This window comes from Shewanella sp. 1311, from assembly GCF_059338235.1.
The window spans coordinates 1,784,547-1,802,551 of record NZ_CM181686.1; the positions used below are offsets into that span (position 1 = coordinate 1,784,547).

At 45.9% G+C, this 18,005-nt stretch carries 13 protein-coding genes, 1 pseudogene and 1 riboswitch; of the genes and pseudogenes, 7 read left to right on the forward strand and 7 right to left on the reverse strand.

Features of this window, described 5'->3' with window-relative positions:
• Nucleotides 1–55: 55 nt before the first annotated feature.
• Nucleotides 56–1,258: a tRNA epoxyqueuosine(34) reductase QueG gene (queG, locus tag AC5YB3_RS08105; protein WP_259569392.1), complete on the forward strand. Its 1,203-nt coding sequence runs from the start codon at nt 56–58 to the stop codon at nt 1,256–1,258.
• Between the two features lie 216 nt (nt 1,259–1,474).
• On the opposite strand, the gene metE is transcribed toward queG, so the two are convergent.
• Complete coding sequence (metE, locus tag AC5YB3_RS08110; RefSeq protein WP_494526917.1) at nt 1,475–3,745, reverse strand: 5-methyltetrahydropteroyltriglutamate--homocysteine S-methyltransferase; 2,271 nt, start codon at nt 3,743–3,745, stop codon at nt 1,475–1,477.
• A gap of 200 nt (nt 3,746–3,945) precedes the next feature.
• On the opposite strand from metE, the gene AC5YB3_RS08115 reads away from it, so the two are divergent.
• The gene (locus AC5YB3_RS08115; protein WP_494526918.1) at nt 3,946–4,851 is read left to right on the forward strand and encodes a LysR family transcriptional regulator; all 906 of its coding nucleotides are present in this window, start codon (nt 3,946–3,948) and stop codon (nt 4,849–4,851) included.
• 100 nt (nt 4,852–4,951) lie between these two features.
• Here the strand turns inward: AC5YB3_RS08115 and AC5YB3_RS08120 are convergent, their stop codons facing one another.
• The gene (locus AC5YB3_RS08120) at nt 4,952–5,680 is read right to left on the reverse strand and encodes an HDOD domain-containing protein (RefSeq protein ID WP_006084102.1); all 729 of its coding nucleotides are present in this window, start codon (nt 5,678–5,680) and stop codon (nt 4,952–4,954) included.
• Between the two features lie 688 nt (nt 5,681–6,368).
• Here AC5YB3_RS08120 and AC5YB3_RS08125 point away from each other — a divergent pair.
• Nucleotides 6,369–7,583 (forward strand): hypothetical protein, encoded by a 1,215-nt coding sequence (locus AC5YB3_RS08125; protein ID WP_012588534.1) that lies wholly within the window; start codon nt 6,369–6,371, stop codon nt 7,581–7,583.
• Between the two features lie 62 nt (nt 7,584–7,645).
• On the opposite strand, the gene AC5YB3_RS08130 is transcribed toward AC5YB3_RS08125, so the two are convergent.
• From AC5YB3_RS08130 to AC5YB3_RS08140, 3 genes and pseudogenes are all read right to left on the reverse strand, one after another.
• On the reverse strand, nt 7,646–9,607 hold the full coding sequence (locus AC5YB3_RS08130; RefSeq protein WP_494526919.1) for a TonB-dependent receptor: 1,962 nt from the start codon (nt 9,605–9,607) through the stop codon (nt 7,646–7,648).
• A gap of 109 nt (nt 9,608–9,716) precedes the next feature.
• Nucleotides 9,717–9,950, reverse strand: a riboswitch (cobalamin riboswitch).
• Nucleotides 9,951–10,086: 136 nt separating this feature from the next.
• Nucleotides 10,087–10,755: a hypothetical protein gene (locus AC5YB3_RS08135; protein ID WP_226058182.1), complete on the reverse strand. Its 669-nt coding sequence runs from the start codon at nt 10,753–10,755 to the stop codon at nt 10,087–10,089.
• Nucleotides 10,756–10,970: 215 nt separating this feature from the next.
• Nucleotides 10,971–11,369, reverse strand: a pseudogene (locus tag AC5YB3_RS08140) (RCC1 domain-containing protein); the annotation flags it as partial.
• A gap of 301 nt (nt 11,370–11,670) precedes the next feature.
• Between AC5YB3_RS08140 and rihA the strand changes: the two are divergent.
• The 3 genes from rihA to azu all read left to right on the forward strand — a co-directional run bounded on the left by rihA (nt 11,671) and on the right by azu (nt 14,362).
• Nucleotides 11,671–12,627, forward strand: coding sequence for a pyrimidine-specific ribonucleoside hydrolase RihA (gene rihA, locus AC5YB3_RS08145; RefSeq protein ID WP_494526920.1), 957 nt, complete (start codon nt 11,671–11,673; stop codon nt 12,625–12,627).
• 19 nt (nt 12,628–12,646) lie between these two features.
• The gene (rbsK, locus tag AC5YB3_RS08150; protein WP_494526921.1) at nt 12,647–13,558 is read left to right on the forward strand and encodes a ribokinase; all 912 of its coding nucleotides are present in this window, start codon (nt 12,647–12,649) and stop codon (nt 13,556–13,558) included.
• A 327-nt stretch (nt 13,559–13,885) separates the two neighbouring features.
• A complete protein-coding gene (azu, locus tag AC5YB3_RS08155; RefSeq protein ID WP_006080224.1) occupies nt 13,886–14,362 on the forward strand; it encodes an azurin in 477 nt (158 codons plus the stop codon).
• 99 nt (nt 14,363–14,461) lie between these two features.
• Here azu and AC5YB3_RS08160 read toward each other — a convergent pair whose 3' ends face one another.
• Nucleotides 14,462–15,646: a DUF3103 domain-containing protein gene (locus tag AC5YB3_RS08160; RefSeq protein WP_268649770.1), complete on the reverse strand. Its 1,185-nt coding sequence runs from the start codon at nt 15,644–15,646 to the stop codon at nt 14,462–14,464.
• 366 nt (nt 15,647–16,012) lie between these two features.
• Nucleotides 16,013–16,315, reverse strand: a complete 303-nt coding sequence (locus AC5YB3_RS08165) for a DUF3622 domain-containing protein (RefSeq protein ID WP_006080221.1) — start codon at nt 16,313–16,315, stop codon at nt 16,013–16,015.
• Nucleotides 16,316–16,685: 370 nt separating this feature from the next.
• Between AC5YB3_RS08165 and AC5YB3_RS08170 the strand changes: the two genes are divergently transcribed.
• Nucleotides 16,686–17,963, forward strand: coding sequence for a glycerophosphodiester phosphodiesterase family protein (locus tag AC5YB3_RS08170; protein WP_494526922.1), 1,278 nt, complete (start codon nt 16,686–16,688; stop codon nt 17,961–17,963).
• Nucleotides 17,964–18,005: the final 42 nt, after the last annotated feature.

Below are 18,005 nucleotides of genomic sequence, written 5' to 3' on the forward strand. Positions count from 1 at the left end.
GTGAAAACTTGCTATCATATTGCCACCTAGCCAAGAGCCTCACTGCAATGAATCCATGTCGACTTTAGCCAATCAAATCCCCAACCAATCCTATGCCAGCACACTGTCGCGGCTCGCGTTGCAAATAAAAACGTGGGGAAAAGCACTCGGATTTGCACAAGTTGGCATTTGCGATACAAATTTAACGGCCGAGGAAGCCAAACTCCAAGCATGGCTAGACAAAGGATTTCATGGCGAAATGGCGTATATGGCCACCCACGGGATGATGCGCGCTCGACCGCAAGAATTGCATCCGGGCACAGTGCGAGTGATATCCGTACGGATGGACTATTTACCACCCGAAGCAGGCTTTGCCACTAATCTCACGGATCCCAACTTAGGTTATATCTCCCGTTATGCAGGGGGCCGCGACTATCACAAGTTGATCCGCGCTCGGCTTAAAAAACTGGGGGATCAAATCAGTGCAGAGTTAGTTGCTCTCGGTTTCGATGCCGCCGATTTCCGTCCCTTCGTCGACTCAGCGCCCGTGCTCGAGCGCCCATTAGCCGAAAAAGCCGGTATCGGCTGGACAGGTAAGCACTCACTCATACTCAACCATGAGGCGGGTAGTTGGTTCTTTTTAGGTGAGCTGCTGATCAATTTGCCTCTGCCTGTGGATATTCCCATTCAAGAAGGCTGCAACAGTTGCGTCGCCTGCATCACCTCCTGCCCAACAGGTGCAATCGTAGAACCCTATGTGGTTGATGGCAGACGCTGTATTTCCTATCTCACCATCGAGCTGCAAGGCGCCATTCCTGAAGAATTTAGGCCACTCATGGGCAATCGCATCTATGGCTGCGATGATTGTCAGCTCGTGTGCCCCATCAATCGCCAAGCGCCGCTCACTGCCGAAACCGACTTCCATATTCGCCCGCAGTTAAAGCAGCCTGACCTTCTCAGTCTTTTTGCTTGGAGCGAGGCCGAATTTCTAAAGCAAACCGAAGGCAGCGCCATTCGCCGAATTGGCCATAAACGCTGGCTACGTAATATCGCAGTCGCGCTGGGTAACGCCCCCGCAAGCCCAAGCATTATTGCCGCGCTTAACGCTCGCAATGACAACGAAGATATCGATGAGATAGTGCGTGAACATATCGAATGGGCGCTCAATGCTCAGCAATCGCGCCTTGCCGACACCGCTGCAACTGAGCAACAAAAAGCGCGCCGCAAAACCGAACGCATGGTGCGTATTGTTGAAAAGGGTTTACCTCGAGATGCTTAAGATGTCCTCGCCAATCAATACCGATGCCACTGATTCATCATCATAAAGCTAGAGTCGTTATTTGCTCAGCACGCCAATTGAACCTTGATATTAAACATTACCAATCGACCTTCGAGTTTGCCTTATTCGCAAGTGATAAAAGACAACGGATGCATAGGCATCCGTTGTCTTTTTACTCATTAAGCTCAGTTTAAAACTCTCACTCAAGCATAAATATTAGCCAAGGCGGCGACGCAGTTCGCGGGTAGCATCGACCATGTTTTTCAATGCAGGTTCGACTTCATCCCAAGTACGGGTTTTTAGGCCACAATCTGGGTTGACCCACAGTTGACGCACAGGTACTTTCTGCGCGGCTTTCTCGATTAAGTGCACCATGGCCTCCACACTTGGGGTGTTTGGTGAGTGGATGTCATATACACCGGGGCCAATTTCATTTGGATATTCAAAATCTTCAAAGGCGTTGAGTAACTCCATCCGTGAACGCGAAGTCTCGATAGTGATCACATCGGCATCCATGGCAGCAATCGCGCCAATCGTGTCGTTAAACTCGCTGTAACACATGTGAGTGTGGATTTGAGTCTCATCAGTCACGCCAGCAGCGCTGAGTTTAAAGGCATTCACCGCCCAATCTAAATAGGTTTGCCACTCACTTTGCTTCAATGGCAGACCTTCACGGAAGGCAGGTTCATCGATTTGAATAATGCCAATCCCCGCATTTTGTAAATCGACCACTTCATCACGAATAGCCAGCGCCAGTTGTGTCGCAATAGCTTCGCGGCTGATATCTTCACGGGCAAATGACCAATGCAAAATCGTCACTGGCCCCGTCAACATGCCTTTTACGGGCTTGTCGGTGAGACTCTGGGCAAACTCAGCCCAATCGACCGTCATGGCTTTTGGACGACTCACATCGCCGTAAATCAAGGGTGGCTTAACACAACGTGAGCCATAGCTTTGTACCCAGCCATTTTTACTAAAACCAACGCCGGCTAACTGCTCGCCAAAGTACTCCACCATGTCGTTACGTTCGGCTTCACCGTGCACAAGTACGTCGATACCCAGTTTGAGTTGGCGATCGATAGTATCGCGGGTCACTTGCTGTAACTGCTCATTATACTGAGCATCGTTAAGCTCACCCTTGCGCCAGCGGCTGCGTAGTCCGCGGATTGCCGGTGTTTGTGGGAACGAACCTATGGTCGTGGTGGGTAACAGAGGTAAATGGTATTTTTGCTGCTGCACGCTTTGGCGCACACTGAAATCATTTGCCCGCTCATAATCCGCAGCAGTTAATGCGGCAACGCGATCAATCACTTGTTTATCTGCAGCCTGCGCTTTGGCTTGGCGACGAGCGATACAAAAAGCACTGATTTTCTGTGCTTCATCCGAGCTAGGCGCCAACAATAATTGGCGAATTTTGCTCAATTCCAACAGTTTCTGCTTAGCAAAGGCCAACTGCTTGCGCAGCACAGGTAATAGTTTGGCTTCAACATCTAAATCGACTGGGCTGTGCAGCAATGAACATGATGTGCCAATCCACAAACGATCGCCTAAATCACGCGCCACAGCGCCAATACGCTCGGCAATCAAATCGATTTCTGCCGCCCACACATTACGGCCATTGACCACACCCGCCGACAAAATTTGCTCACTGCGCAACGCATTTGCAAACACAGCCAGTTGTTCTGGCGCTGTAACTAAATCTAAGTGCAAACCAGCAACAGGCAAGGCAGATACGAGGGCTTGATGATGCGTAATACCGCCATAATAACTCGCTAAGAGAACCTTAACGTTAGCAGTGCTTAATGCTTGATAAGTCTGAGTCATCGCCGCTTGCCAATGCAGGTCTAATTCTAATGCCAGCACAGGCTCATCTAACTGTACCCATTCCACACCTTGGGCGGCGAAACGCGCCAGAATGTCAGCATAAGCCGTTAATAAATTCGGTAATAAACTTAACTTATCGAACTCTTGGCCGACGGTTTTAGCAAGGTATAAGTAACTGACTGGGCCGAGTAGAACAGGTTTGGCTTTATAGCCTAGCGCTTGCGCTTCGCTGACTTCATCAAAAAACTGCTCGTAAGCAATCGAAAACTCTTGGTTTTGCGTCAGCTCAGGCACCAGATAATGATAGTTAGTATTAAAATACTTGGTCATTTCAGAAGCTGGCGCATCTTGGCCCGTTGGCGCTCTGCCGCGGGCAACACGGAATAGAGTATCGAGATCGATAGCGCCTTCGCCGCGGTGGCGATCAGGAATGGCATTTAAGGTCGCACTTAGGGTCAGTACTTGATCGTAAAAGGCAAAATCCCCCACGGGCACTTGCTCAATGCCCGCTGCGGTTTGCCACTGCCAATGGGTACGGCGCAGTTCGCTCGCCACTTCACGCAGTTCAGCTTGAGTGATCTCACCACGCCAGTATTTTTCTAAGGCAAATTTCAATTCACGACGACGCCCGATGCGGGGAAACCCAAGACTATTTAATTGCATACCCTATCTTCCTTTATTTGAGATAAGCCAAATTCGGCACTTGCACCCACCAGATTGTGTTCTCTTGGCACTTTTCAACATTTCCGCCTTGATAAACAACAATGGGCGTCTGGACGTCTAGAAGTTTATTGTGTTAGTCTCTATTCCAGCAACCGAATTGATTTCAAGCACAACATGAGCGAATTTCACCTGGAGTGAACATGATCGAACTAAGACATCTGCGAACCTTAATGGCCCTGAAGGAAAGTGGCAGTTTGGCGGGCGCAGCCAAAAAACGTTTTGTCACTCAATCCGCACTCTCCCACCAAATTAAGGAGTTGGAGCAAAGGATTAACTCGCCTATTTTTGTGCGTAAGAGTAAGCCGCTGTCATTCACCCAAGAAGGTGCACGCCTGCTTCATCTCGCGGAAGAGATTTTGCCTAAGGTGTTAGAAACCGAGACAGATCTTAAGAATGGCCTTGAAACCGAAACCAATCAGTTGCGTGTCGGCATTGAGTGCCACAGCTGTTTTCGCTGGTTAATGCCTGTGATGGAGCAATTTAGACAAGACTATCCCCAAGCGGAGTTAGATCTGTCGAGCCGTCACTTGTTCGACTCGCTCAATGCCTTGGAAATGGGTGAACTGGATATAGTGCTGACCTCAGATCCTGTACCTGGGCATTCACTCGCTTATCAGCATTTGTTTGATTTTGAAGTGAAGTTAGTGGTTGCTAAAGATCATCCTCTAGCAAAAGAAGCCTATGTCAGCCCTAAGCAATTAGCGCGTTTACCGATAATTAGCTATCCCGTACCGCTGACGCGTTTAGACATTTATCGCCACTTTTTAGAACCTGCGGGCATAGAAGCGGGTGAGCAAAAAACCTGTGATTTGACCATGATGTTATTGCAACGTATCGCCTGCAAAGATGGTATCGCTGCCCTGCCGAACTGGTCGATAAATGAAGGTCACGGCTTAAGCCTTACTACGGTAAAGCTAGGACAAGAAGGCTTAAAACGGCCTCTATTTGGCGCCTATCGCCGCCATAGTGGTAACTCAACATTGATCCAAAATTGGTTACAACTGGTGGCGAGTGAAGGTTTATCCCGCCAGCAGAAGACAAATTAACACAGGTGAAACCTAACAAAAAAGCCTGCTGATGCAGGCTTTCTTATTGAATTGTATGATTATTTCATAGGATCAAGCAGCTGTTTAGCGAATCTCAAAATTACAGCGGATTCATCAACAATCCACGCATAGACAAGACACGGCGCAGTATCAACCCTGATGAATTAGGATTACGGGTCTGACGCAAATTATGGGCGATCATAAATTCTTGACGCAGATCCTGATCGAGATCTAACGCCTCGAACGCTTCGATGGTTAAGGTCTGTTGTTGATTATCAATCAATGACTTAATCACACTTAAAGGAAATGACTGTTCGGCATTAGCATTTAAATAGGCAAAGGCCGTAAGTGCGATAATTTGCCCGAACACACTGAACAGAGCTAAGGTTTGTACTTCGTCAGCATCAACCTCCACACCTTCCATCTCCGCTAAACTATCCACCGCATCAGTTGCAATATCTTCAGTCAGCTTCCAATAACCTTGGACCAACTTTTTATAGGGCTGTGGTAGTTCATCGAGGCGTTCTTTTAAATAGAACGTAAAGGCGTAGCGATAAATATTAACTTGACCTAAGCGGACCAAAGCTTCTTTCAAAGAGCGCGTCTTAGGGTTAATCACCCCAGATGCCTGTGCGGAATTACTGCGCATTAACATGTGCGCCGCTAATGCGGGATCGCTCGAGATAATGTCGATCACGTTACGAATGTCGCCTTCAGCGAGGATCGCTTTTTTGAGTGGAATTAAAATCCCTCGGCGGCCAATCACTTGCTCTTCATTCGCTATGATAGCTCTAACTTGAGTAAAAACCTGTTGCTCAAGATCTGTCATAAGACACTTTGCACCTGTTTATTAGCAATAAGATGATTCGGTTACTCTTCACATCATACCCAAAATTTAAAGAATTTCAGTACTAAGTCGCACAATAGCCTAACGAAAATAATAAAAAAATGACTACCTTATATGTAACGTCAAATGGCGAAGCAAATAAAGTGCAGGATATGGAGTTATAATCACATGTTTTAAAACAATTTTAACATTTCCATTCTTTAGTAGTCGCGAACAATCCCGTCTAATGATTTATCTCTATTTCTTCAACGCGGGTGAGCCACACTCAACAATTCCTATTCGCATTTCATTGCAATATGCCTTCCATTACATTGCCAGTTCAACATAAGTATTGAAGCATAGCATTCCCGCTATATAGTAGACTTTTTGGCTCATTACTACTCATCAGCCAGATGTCACAGTTTTAGCTGCACTTCTTCTGTCATGGCCATCATTTAGTATCAAGACCTCGTGAATCTTGCCAATATAAGGTGACACAATCAAAGGGGGTACAATTCAGCCTCAAACTGATATCAAAGTGGAAATGTCTTCGTTTGAAATTAGCAAACAAACAATCCATTTGAAAAGAAAAATCAACTTAAGTATCATGGTCAAAACGTAGAGTTTTTTGCTCAAAGCACGGAAATAGTAAGCAGTTTTGACTGTTTCAGATAAAATATCGGAGAGAAACGTGAGATACAGTAAATTTACCATTGCTTTGTTGTGCTTGTGTGCAAGTAACTCGTACGCCTTAGAGTTGATAACAGCAACTGAAAACCAAACAGTAAACCAAATCGAACAAAAGTTTGATATTGATAACTTGTTAATATCTATAAATGATCGTTTATCTAATCATAAGAAAAGTGAATATGATTATGAATCACTATTAACAAACATCAAAAACGAGAAAGAGAATTATAACAAGGCAATATTGGCATTACCCAATGCTATTTTAACAGAAAGTGACCCGAGCAATTACTTCAAAGGAATCGAAACCTTAGTAAAAAACATTGATTCACTTGAAAAGAAATCAGTCGATGACGAAGTTAAAAATAAAGAAAACTATCAAGATATATTAAAACAATACGAAGTTGTTAATAGTCAACGCACCCAAAGAAGCGCACAGCTTTTTGCATTAAAAAAAGAAATTGTTAATCGTATTGTTGCTGAGTTATCTAGTGTTGATAGTGTTAAGTTAGTTGACCTAGAAAGCTCCATGACCTGTTCTAAATTTCAATCTATAAATGATTGTTTAAAAGATACCGAAAAGTATACAGTTAAAAACACGATTAATTCAGATCCATTCCTTAGTGATAAAAGTGTACTGCTATCATACAAGGTTATTGATGCAAGTATGAATATGAATGGTGAACTGCATTACAGAGTCAATATGACGTTTAAACCGTCATATAACAACAAAATAGAATCATTACTCAATGAAAAACTGGGCCTGAAGTCCACAGTCATTACCCTTACGAGTAACGTTGATGCAGACTGGTATGTCGATGGTGCTAAGGTTGGTACAGGTAAGAAAATTTACCCCGAAGTTACCTTAGGTAAGCATGGCATTGTTGCATCATACAAAACCATGAAAAAATCAACCATTGAAACAGTAGAAACCAATGCAATTTTTAACTATAAATTTGGCAAGGTAGAAGATAAATCCGCTACTGATAATGAAGAAATTAAGAGCATAGCGAATAAGTCAACTGCTGATGAGACTAAGCCTAATCAGACTAAGCCTAAATTAACTATGTATGCAAATAAAGAAGACAGTACATCGAAAGAAATTAATATAAAAAATGAGACGACTGTCGATAACAGCGATAAAAATAGCTATGAATATTATCTTGGTATTAAACCGCTAAATAAAGAAGAACAAGATAAACAATTTAAGAGTAAATAATTGCAAACAAGCAGCCTTTATATTCAGTTAAAGGCTGCTAAATTAGCTCATTTAGTCAGATATTAAAAACGATAACCAAGGGTTAAACGAATATCGCGACCACGGCCTGAGTAATAACCATTATATATTCCACCACCATAATAGCCTGCGCTAACATAGTCTTTATCAAATAGGTTATCGATACGCAGGCTGGCAAGCCAGGCATCACGATTGTAGTTCAAGGCTAAATTGCCGAGCACGTAACTGGCCAGCTTATCACCTTCGTTAGCGTTATCGCCTTCGATAAAGCGGTTACCAGTATAAATTGCTTCGGCAAATACTTGGAAATGCTCAGCAAAATCCATGCTGACATAACCGCGTCCTGTGTGTTTTGCCACCCAAGACAGCTCCTTGCCATCATTGATACCGTCAGTAAATTCAGCATCAATATAGTTATACTCTAACCCGAGTTGCATTGCTTGAGTCACCTGCCAATCCCAATCGGCACTCGCGCCATAACGACGAGAAGCGTCGGCATTAACGTTCGCACCTTGGAAACTGCCAAGTTCAGGTTTTTCCGCACTTGGGTCGAAGACAATTTCATCTTCCAAATCGAGACGGTATAGGCTTACTCGTAAAGTTTGGCTCGCAAGAGTCCAATCCCAACCCGCTTCGTAGGAGCGGCCCGTCTGCGGCTTTAAGCCAAACACATTTTTAGAGGTATAAGCTTGCTCATCCACTTTCGCAAAACGGAAGTTTTCATCGCCACGTAGATAGAATCTGTGCTCTGTACTAGGACGGTAGTTCAGACCAAACTCGAATGCTGTCGCATCTTCATCTAAATCCATGCCATTAGGATAGACATTACCATCGACTAACTCGTCGGTCACCCGCGCATATCGCCCACCCACAACATAACTTAGGGTATGGCTTAATGGCACAGTGGCTTGTAGATAGGCGCTTTGCATTTGTTGTACATTACTCCGCGCCATAGTGTCAAAATCAGCCTTACCACGGCTGATGTCTAAGCCTGTGACTAGATTTAGCTCACCTTGACGGGTACTGTAGTTCGCTAACGCTTTAGGGCTAAACATCAACAGTGAGCGCGTGTTATGGCTGTTCGCCCCCCAATTAAAAGAAGACACTAAGGTATCGCTATAATCTAAATCCGCTGCTAAAGCCCAATTTTGATTAAGCTGATGCTGATAACCCGTGCGCGCCGCAGTGGTCATCTCATGGACATATTCGCTGCTCTTGAAAGATTGGCGTGGGTCTTTATTGAACTGTTCTTCTGTCAATGAGCCAGGATTTTCACGGTCATCGTCGTAATAGCTGGTTTCAATAAAGAACGAATCTGTGGCCGTTTTATATTGAATGCGACCTAAAATCGACCCTGTTTCATTGGCATTATGCTTGCGGTAGTTGTCACCTTGGTTATAGCTACCAGTGAAAAAGTAACGCCAATCCTTGTTGATCGCGCCAGACACATCACCACGACCTTCATAGGTATCAAAGCTGCCGCCGGATAACTGCACGCTACCACCAGTATTTTCAGGAGATTTAGTGACAATATTGATCACGCCGCCTACCGCTTGATCGCCATAGAGCACACCCGCACTACCCGATAAAATTTCGATGCGCTCGACTTGGTTAAGCGGTATGGCATTAAGACTAGGAGCAGCGATATCGATATTATTGAGGCGACGACCATCAAGTAAAATCAGCGTGTTATTAACGGCAGTGCTGGCGCTAAAGCCACGCATCGCAAAACTAGTACCGATGTTATTATCCGAAATTTGAATACCGCTTTGACCGCGTAAAACTTCAGTCACACTAGTGGCACCGCTCATTTCAATCGCCGCAGCGTCAATCACATTCACATTCGCGGCAATATTTAACGGGGTATTGTCAGAGCGGCCGATCACGACAAGATGCTCGTCGACTTTCGCTGTGCTGGTAGCGTCAGCCGCCATAGCGGGCGCGATAACGGAAAAACTGCAAAGGCTACCGATCAGCAGCGCGATTTTTGTTGGATTTGTTCCCATTTTACCTTTAACTCCTGCAAGGAAAACGGGGCATTAGCGCCACGATACTGTTCATTCAGTAAAAGATACTGACAGTGACTATCGCATTTTGAGATCTGCCCACCGAAATCTCAAAAACACCTTTAGGGCCGGTCTCCGGACTTAGGCTATGTTAATCCCTTAAAAATGGGATTAACGCGAGACTGACCTTTGACATTCTGACTATCGGGTTCAGTCTTGAACTCACCAATCAAACGCGGTCTTCTCTCACCTTTTACCGTTGCGGGGGCAGTGCCAGAATTCCACTGGCTTCCCGATTATCTCGCGGCTTTCGCACGCAAGCACCTCAGAAGGTTGACTAAAAATTTGATTCATAGGGTACAGCCATCAATAAAACAGCGATACTCCCTTAAGGCTCAGCACATTATAGAGCCTGAGCGCGCGCATTATAGACGTCTATACGGATGAAAGTCCATCAAACTCAAGCGAGCGTCTACAGCCTACTTCAAGGAGAATGGGACTAAAGTGGAGATAAAATCTTGGCTATTATCCGCCTGCAGCGGCGGTTTATCGGCAGAAAAAACGGCACCTCGCATCGACTTATGCAACAGATACAAATCTTTATTGCCACTAACAACCGTATAGTAGCCAATTTCCCCTTGAGGAGTTGAAGCATAGGCTTTGGAATTCAGTGCCGTCACACCGTGCATATTGGGCATGGCTGTACAGCCTAGAATCGCATGAAATCCAGCGTGCCCATCGACTTCGTTGTCACCGAGCTTCTGGTACACCACTTCGCCGTCACAGGTCGATTTATAGGTCTCGGCCATCGCATCTAAAAAACGCTCAGGGCTAATACTCTCGGCCATATCCTTAAAGCCCTGCACGCAAAATAGCGCACTCCACTGGGTTAATGCTTCCTGCTCTGGCACAAACTCTGCCATAAACATGCCTGCTTGCTCCTCATGATAAGCCTGCTTCCAGCCCGCTGGCAGATTGAACCCTAATTGCTGACCAAATACGGGCAATACATGGGTATGAGCAGCGCCGCTTTCGCTCCGGGGCATATCTAATGTGGCTTGAACAGGCTCTGAGCCAATTAAACTACAGAGTAACAACACACTGGCACCTTGAAATAATCCAATAGGTGAACACAATGCTAATTTCATACTTATCATCCTTGTATCGCACTTATAACTAATACTAATTAATACGACATCATGAAATTGAACAGAAAACACCCAGCATTCTAGCTAATAACCCAGATTGAAAACAGTCAAAAGCCTAGATTAACTGCCACTTTAAAAGAAATAATCACTGTCACGGCGTAAATAACAGAGAAATACTCCGTTTATCTGCGCCGTGATGGTAAAAGAGGTTAGTGCTATTCGCTAAACAACCACATTTTTACTTCAGGTTTAGGCCTTTCCTGACTCAGAATCGCCTGCCGTTGCTCTGGCGTTTCGCATTGGGCAACAGGGGCAAAATCCAGCGGCTTAATCACCAACGAATCGGCTGGCTGCAGCGGAGATTTGGCGAGCATCTCGTTATTCATCGACCAAGAGACCCATTCCCCCTTTTCACTGATCCCGACATAACCCTCACCCGCCCTCGCTAACCAAGTTAATCGCGGGATGCGTTCTATGAGCTTCTCGACATTTTCTAGGTTAGCCCTATAGCCTACTGGCACGACTTTGCCGTCAGGACGGGTGAATACAAATGATGCTGAACCTATGATTATTTTGCTTCCCTCCTGCCAATATCGATTGAGGATCGCTACAGCCAGAGATCTGCATGACAACCATGCCCGCGAGTAAAGCCTTAGGCCAAGTGATTCGATGAGTGAGCATTACTTATTTCCTTGTATTTGCTTGGATATGTCATTCAATGTTGTGCAGCGGACAGAGCGAGAATGGATTTACCTAACATCGCCTAGTGTCAAAAACGGGCAGAATTCTAGCAGCTTGTTGATAAAAAGACGAAAACGCTCACAGTTTGCTCTGCAAGTACCCTCCACAGGCTAGCGCCTAACTGATGGCATGCTATTCTAAGCATCCAGTACCGCTGTTTAAAGGAGTAACAGTATGACTCGTCACATCATTCTTGATTGCGATCCCGGCCATGACGATGCTATCGCGCTGATCTTAGCCTTAGCTCACCCAGACCTTGTTCCCCTTGCCGTCACGACTAGCGCAGGCAATCAAACCCCAGATAAAACCCTCAACAACGCACTGCGGATCTTAACCCTGTTAAACCGTGGTGATATCCCCGTCGCGGGCGGTGCCACTAAGCCGCTAACACGTGAACTGATTATCGCTGACAATGTTCATGGCGAGACAGGCCTCGATGGCCCCGCATTGCCCGAACCGAGCTTCAACCCACAAGCCATAACGGCCGTTGAACTGATGGCGCAGCAAATCCGCCAAAGCACTCAGCCAGTGACTTTAGTGCCCACTGGGCCGCTGACGAACATTGCTCTTTTACTGGCGAGTCATAGCGAGCTACACCCTAAAATAGAGCGCATTGTGCTGATGGGCGGCGCTGCGGGTGTCGGTAATTGGACCCCAGCTGCCGAGTTTAATATTTTTGTCGATCCCGAAGCCGCCGATATTGTCTTTAAGTCAGGCATTCCCATCACTATGTGCGGGCTCGATGTAACCCATCAAGCGCAAATCATGGATGCAGACATAGAACGGATTCGCGCCATCCCAAATCCAATTGCTCAGTGCGTCGCCGAGTTATTGGATTTCTTTATGATTTACCACAGAGATCCTAAATGGGGCTTTATTGGTGCACCTCTGCACGACCCCTGCACTATCGCTTGGTTGCTCAAACCTGAACTGTTTGAAGCACAAGATTGTTGGGTCGGGATTGAAACCCAAAGCGAGCTGACCTTAGGCATGACAGTGGTTGATCGCTATCAACTCACTGGCAAACCCGCCAATGCGACTGTGCTGTTTGGGCTCGACAGACTCGGTTTTGTCGATTTACTGGTAGACAGTTTACGTGTCTATGATCCAACTTATCTCAATCGCAGATGAAAATAACAGTGAGTTTTCTATGAGCCAGATACTCGTTATCGGCAGTGCGAATGCCGACCATGTGATGAAATTTGAGTACCTGCCCGCAGCAGGGCAAACCTTGATGAGCCGAGACTATCGACTCGAACAGGGAGGTAAAGGAGCCAACCAAGCGGTCGCCTGCGCACGCTTAGCTAAATCAGGCACCCGCACTGACTTTATCTGCCACCTCGGCCAAGACAGTATCGGCGATGATATGCGTCAAAGCTGGATTAAAGATGGCATAAGTACAGAAGGAATTAGCCAAGTAGCGGAGCAGAGTACCGGTACCGCGATGATTTTTATCGGTGACAACGGTGAAAATACCATTGGTGTTGCTGCGGGTGCCAACGCCACTCTTTCACCCGATGATTTAGAAAATCACTATGCTCTTTTTTCCCGTGCTCAATTCCTTTTAATTCAACTAGAAACGCCTGCTGCCACAGTGGAAAAAGCATTACAAATGGCCAAAACCTTTGGCGTGACTACGGTATTAAATCCCGCTCCAGCGACCGCCCTTGGGCACGATGTACTCAAGTGGGTCGATGTTATTACGCCTAATGAGACAGAAGCAGAAGCCTTAACAGGCGTTGAAATTAATCATCTCGATGATGCCCAAATGGCTGCGCAGCTCCTCCACCAGCAAGGTGTAGGGATTGTGGTGATCACTTTAGGCAGTCGCGGCGCATATATCAGCAGCCCAGGTTTTACCGGGCTAGTGCCCGCGCTTGAAGTGCAAGCCATAGACACAGTCGCCGCAGGAGATACTTTCAACGGCGCCTTAGTCGTTGGCTTGAGCGAAGGCATGTCGATTGCCGCCGCCGTTGGATTTGCTAATGCGGCCAGTGCCATTACTGTGACTCGCCAAGGCGCACAGCGTGCTATCCCCTATCGACAGGAGCTTTCGTACTAAAAAAAGTAAGCGACTTTGAGTTAGACGCCCGGAGTCAGACTTTCTAAATTATCATTTATAAATCAAAGTTATAAATCAAAGCCATTAATGATAATCCGCGAGTATTTAGTTGGTTCCAGCTAAGTACTCGCTCGTCTATGTTTACCGCTAGCGATTTTGCCGTTACAGAATTTTGCAGTCACTGAGAATGAAGCACTCAAACGAAAGTTGAATATACATAATTTACACGCTGATTTCATTCCCATTTAATAAAGATTGCTTATGCTGGCAGGCGCATGTCCGAGTCAAAAGGACTCGGCTACCCTTGTTCAAATAAGGAAGTACCAGATGAAAGCAAAAAGCACAGCTTTACGTAACGTGACAAGCACTAGCCTAATCGGCCTCGGATTATTATTCGCTAGCCAAGCGAGTGCCAACGAATGTGAACTGAAAATTGCCGCCACTGATGCAATGCAATTTGACACTAAAGAGCTGTCTGTACCTGCAAGCTGTAAAGAAGTGACCTTAACCTTAACCCACTCAGGCACTTTGCCAAAAGCAGCTATGGGCCACAACTGGGTATTAACTAAGGCAGCCGATATGTCAGCCGTAGCGACCGAAGGTATGAGTGCCGGTCCTGATGCTGCCTATGTCAAAGCAGGTGATACTCGCGTTATCGCTCACACGCCATTAGTGGGCGGCGGCGAATCAACGTCTATCACCTTTAGCACTGCTGGCATGAGCGCTACTGAAGCCTACCAATTCTTCTGTAGCTTCCCAGGCCACTGGGCGATTATGCAAGGTAGTTTCAAGCTAAAAGCTTAAGGTGAATGGCTTAGCCTAACGTTAAGTGATAAAAACAAAAAAGCGGATCTTAGGATCCGCTTTTACATTCCAGCCATTGCATTTAGCCGCTATGATTCATCAGGGTCTTGGTTGGATGACTAATGGCGCAAAGCTCGTCATCGCATTACCGTTAGCCCCGTTCAAGTTAGGGTATTCAACCCCTTCCTGTAAGGTGTAATACACGTCGACAAAGTCATCGTCATTGGTGAACCAAGCATCCGGCATCACACTTAAAATACCATTGGTGATTTGCGGGATCAGCGCATAACCCTGAGCTTCAGGATCGGGGATCGACTTTAAGATCTGCTCCGCCGCTTCCAACAACTTAGTGGCCAACACTTTATAGTTAGTGCCATCGTCATGCTCCATTAGGATCATGTCCGCAGCCGCCCAACGATAACGCTCCCAATGGATGATGATTTGATTCGGGTAATAGGTCGTATCCGCATAATCTAAATAGGGCATTTCGACGATATCGAGCACAGGTTCTTCACGGCTCGGGTCAATCCCTGTCACTATGCCGTAAATCTCGGCACGACCAGAAATCCACGGCTCATGATCATCCTTCAAGGATATTTGTTTGATCACTGTGGTGGAAATAGGCTTGTCTGCCACCGCCTGTGTTTGCGCACGGCTCAGTAGCGCACCATTTTTTTTCGCCGATTGTGCTTCGGCAAATGTCGCCCGCATCACCTCTAAGCCAGCCACAAAGGCTTTTTTACTATCGATACCGACCACAAATACCGGCTGCTGCGGTAGGTTATACACGTCTAATTGATGAACTTGCCCATGAATATCAAAGGCTTCAATATAATCCCACTGACTCTCGTCACCATCGGGCTCATAGGCAAATAAAGGAGACTCACCTTGCTGCCATGGGGTTAACATGGTTTCATCTGCTAGACGCACTTGCACCAGAGAATCTGCTTTGGCACTTAGGCCCTTCACTCGACGAATCGACGCATCGGCTTTGGTGATCACATTATCATTGAGCCTATGCTGAGACAGAATGTCATCGGCATTTACTGCCAACTGATACTGGTTTATTTCAGTCTGTAAGATAGGCGCAAGCTGCGCATATTGATGGCTCAAATCTAACGCCAATGCCCGCTTAGTATTGGTTAACTGAGCTTGTGCATCTAAAGTCGAATCCTTTAGCGACGCCTGTAGCAAGCGTAACGCCTCTCCATCTAAGGCTTGGCCATAACTCATGGTTGCCGAAGCCGACAAACACAGTAATAAACTGGATTGAAGTAGTTTCATAGGAGTTCCCTTACCTTAATAAAATTAAACGTGTGTTCGAATTCTCTACATATGAGCACAGACCCGAATCCAAGTAAACCAAACGATAATAATTATCGTTATTTATTAATGGTATAGAATACGCAATAGCGCTGAAACTCTCTAAAAACAAGACTATAGCGATAACGGCTCTCAATCGACCAAAACGTGCGGAGTGAACAGGAAAAAATGAGTTGATAAGCTCAAAGAGGTTGAGCGACAAAAACACAAAAGGCGTATCCTAAGATCCGCCTTTTGTTATTTATAGCCAGAGTGACGTTTCATAACGCGTCATGCGCGCCCTAACAGTCACACTAGCTTGATAAGACAATACTAAACGAGTGAGTGTTACTCTTCGTCGAAATCATCTTCATCAAGATCTTCGGCATCAGTTGCCGCTTCAGCCGCTAATGCTGCGGCTAATTTTGCTTTAGCTTGTTTCTCTGAACGACGTTTGTTGCGCTCAGTTAACGTACCTAAAAACACTTGTAATTCAGTCAAGCCCCAAGCTTGCGCTTCAGCTTCGGTCGCAAAACCATCATGGCTCTTAGACACAACCGTTTTAGTTGATGTCATGCGACGAGTGATTTCAGTTTTCCAACCTTTGTCGCCCTGTGTCACGCGAAAATCGTATTTTTTGCCCTTGCTCATTCTGCTCTATTTCCTAAATGATGCTTGTCACGTTTGTCTTATCAAGCGAACCAAACGCTCATCATAAAACAAAAGGAGCGCAGTGTACTTGATTTCGGCCCAGAAAGATCGCCCAGATGAAAATATTCATGCCAGTTTCATCGACTCGCCCAGTGGAGTCAATTCTCAAGTCTAAAACAACACTGCGCATATATCCCGCTCACCCTCTATTGATGGCTGTTTATCGCGAGCTAGCGTGCTTTAGATAATCGTCGTGCAAACGGTATATATTCTTGTTTATGTCATAAAAATAGGCTTTTTTAGTCACATTAACACTTTAGAGTTTCTGATTAATATTAATAATTTACATCATTACTCATAGGTAAATCTGATGAAACTACGCCCTATTTCGTCGCTCTCACTCGGCCTGTTAATTGCCACCAGCGCTTTATTAGCTGGTTGCAATAGTGACGATAACAACACAGAAGTCACGCCACCTGCCAGCAAACCTGTTCCGGCTCAAGTGGGAGAAAGACCTTTATTCCTCGTGCGTCAAATGCAAGACAGCACACTTAAAACCCGCTTAGAACAATGCACCACTGACAATTTTTATCGCAGCGAGTTTTCCATCGGCCACCGTGGCGCACCAATGCAATTTCCTGAGCATACAAAGGAATCCTACCAAGCGGCTATCGATTCGGGCGCTGGCATAGTTGAATGTGATGTCACCTTCACCGCCGATAAAGCCTTAGTGTGCCGCCACTCACAGTGCGATCTTGCCAGCACGACCAACATTTTAGCCGTGCCTGAACTGGCCAATAAATGTTCGAGCCCATTCACTCCGGCTGATGCAGCCAATGGCGTCAACGCATCGGCGACCTGTTGCACCAGCGATATCACCCTCGCCGAATTTAAAACCCTCAAGGGTAAGATGGAAGGCAGCAATCCTAAAGCGACCACTGCGGCCGAATTCATCAATGGCACTCCAAGCTGGCGCACCGATCTCTACGCTGGCAATGGCACCTTGATGACCCATGCTGAAAGTATTGAAATGTTTAAAAAAGCTGGCGTGAAGATGACGCCAGAGCTCAAAGCCGCCAGCGTATCTATGCCATTCGATGGTTTTACTCAGCAGGATTACGCTCAAAAAATGTTAGATGAATACACGGCGGCTGGCGTCGATGCTTCGCAAGTATTCCCTCAATCATTTATCTTAGATGACATTAAATATTGGGTCGCCAACGCACCTGAGTTTGCGAAACAAGCCGTTTTTCTCGATGACAGATACGATTATAACAGCGCCTTCGATCCACAAAACTCTGCCACTTGGTCACCATCAATGGCGGATTTGAAGACCCAAGGTGTCGAAATTATTGCGCCGCCACTCTGGGTTTTAGTCGCCTTAGATGCGGATAAGAAAATCATTCCTTCGGAATACGCTAAGGCCGCCAAAGGCGCTGGGCTTAAGATCATCACTTGGTCGCTGGAACGTTCTGGTTTATTAAAAAATGGCGGCGGCTTTTATTATCAAAGCATTACCGAAGCCATAGATAACGAAGGCGATACCTTTGAATTACTCGATGTGTTAGCTAAAGATGTCGGTGTGATTGGAGTATTCTCCGACTGGCCCGCCACTGTGACTTACTATGCGAACTGTATGGATTTATAAGTCGTCGATATAGAAAACAAAAAATGCGTTAACGATTAATCG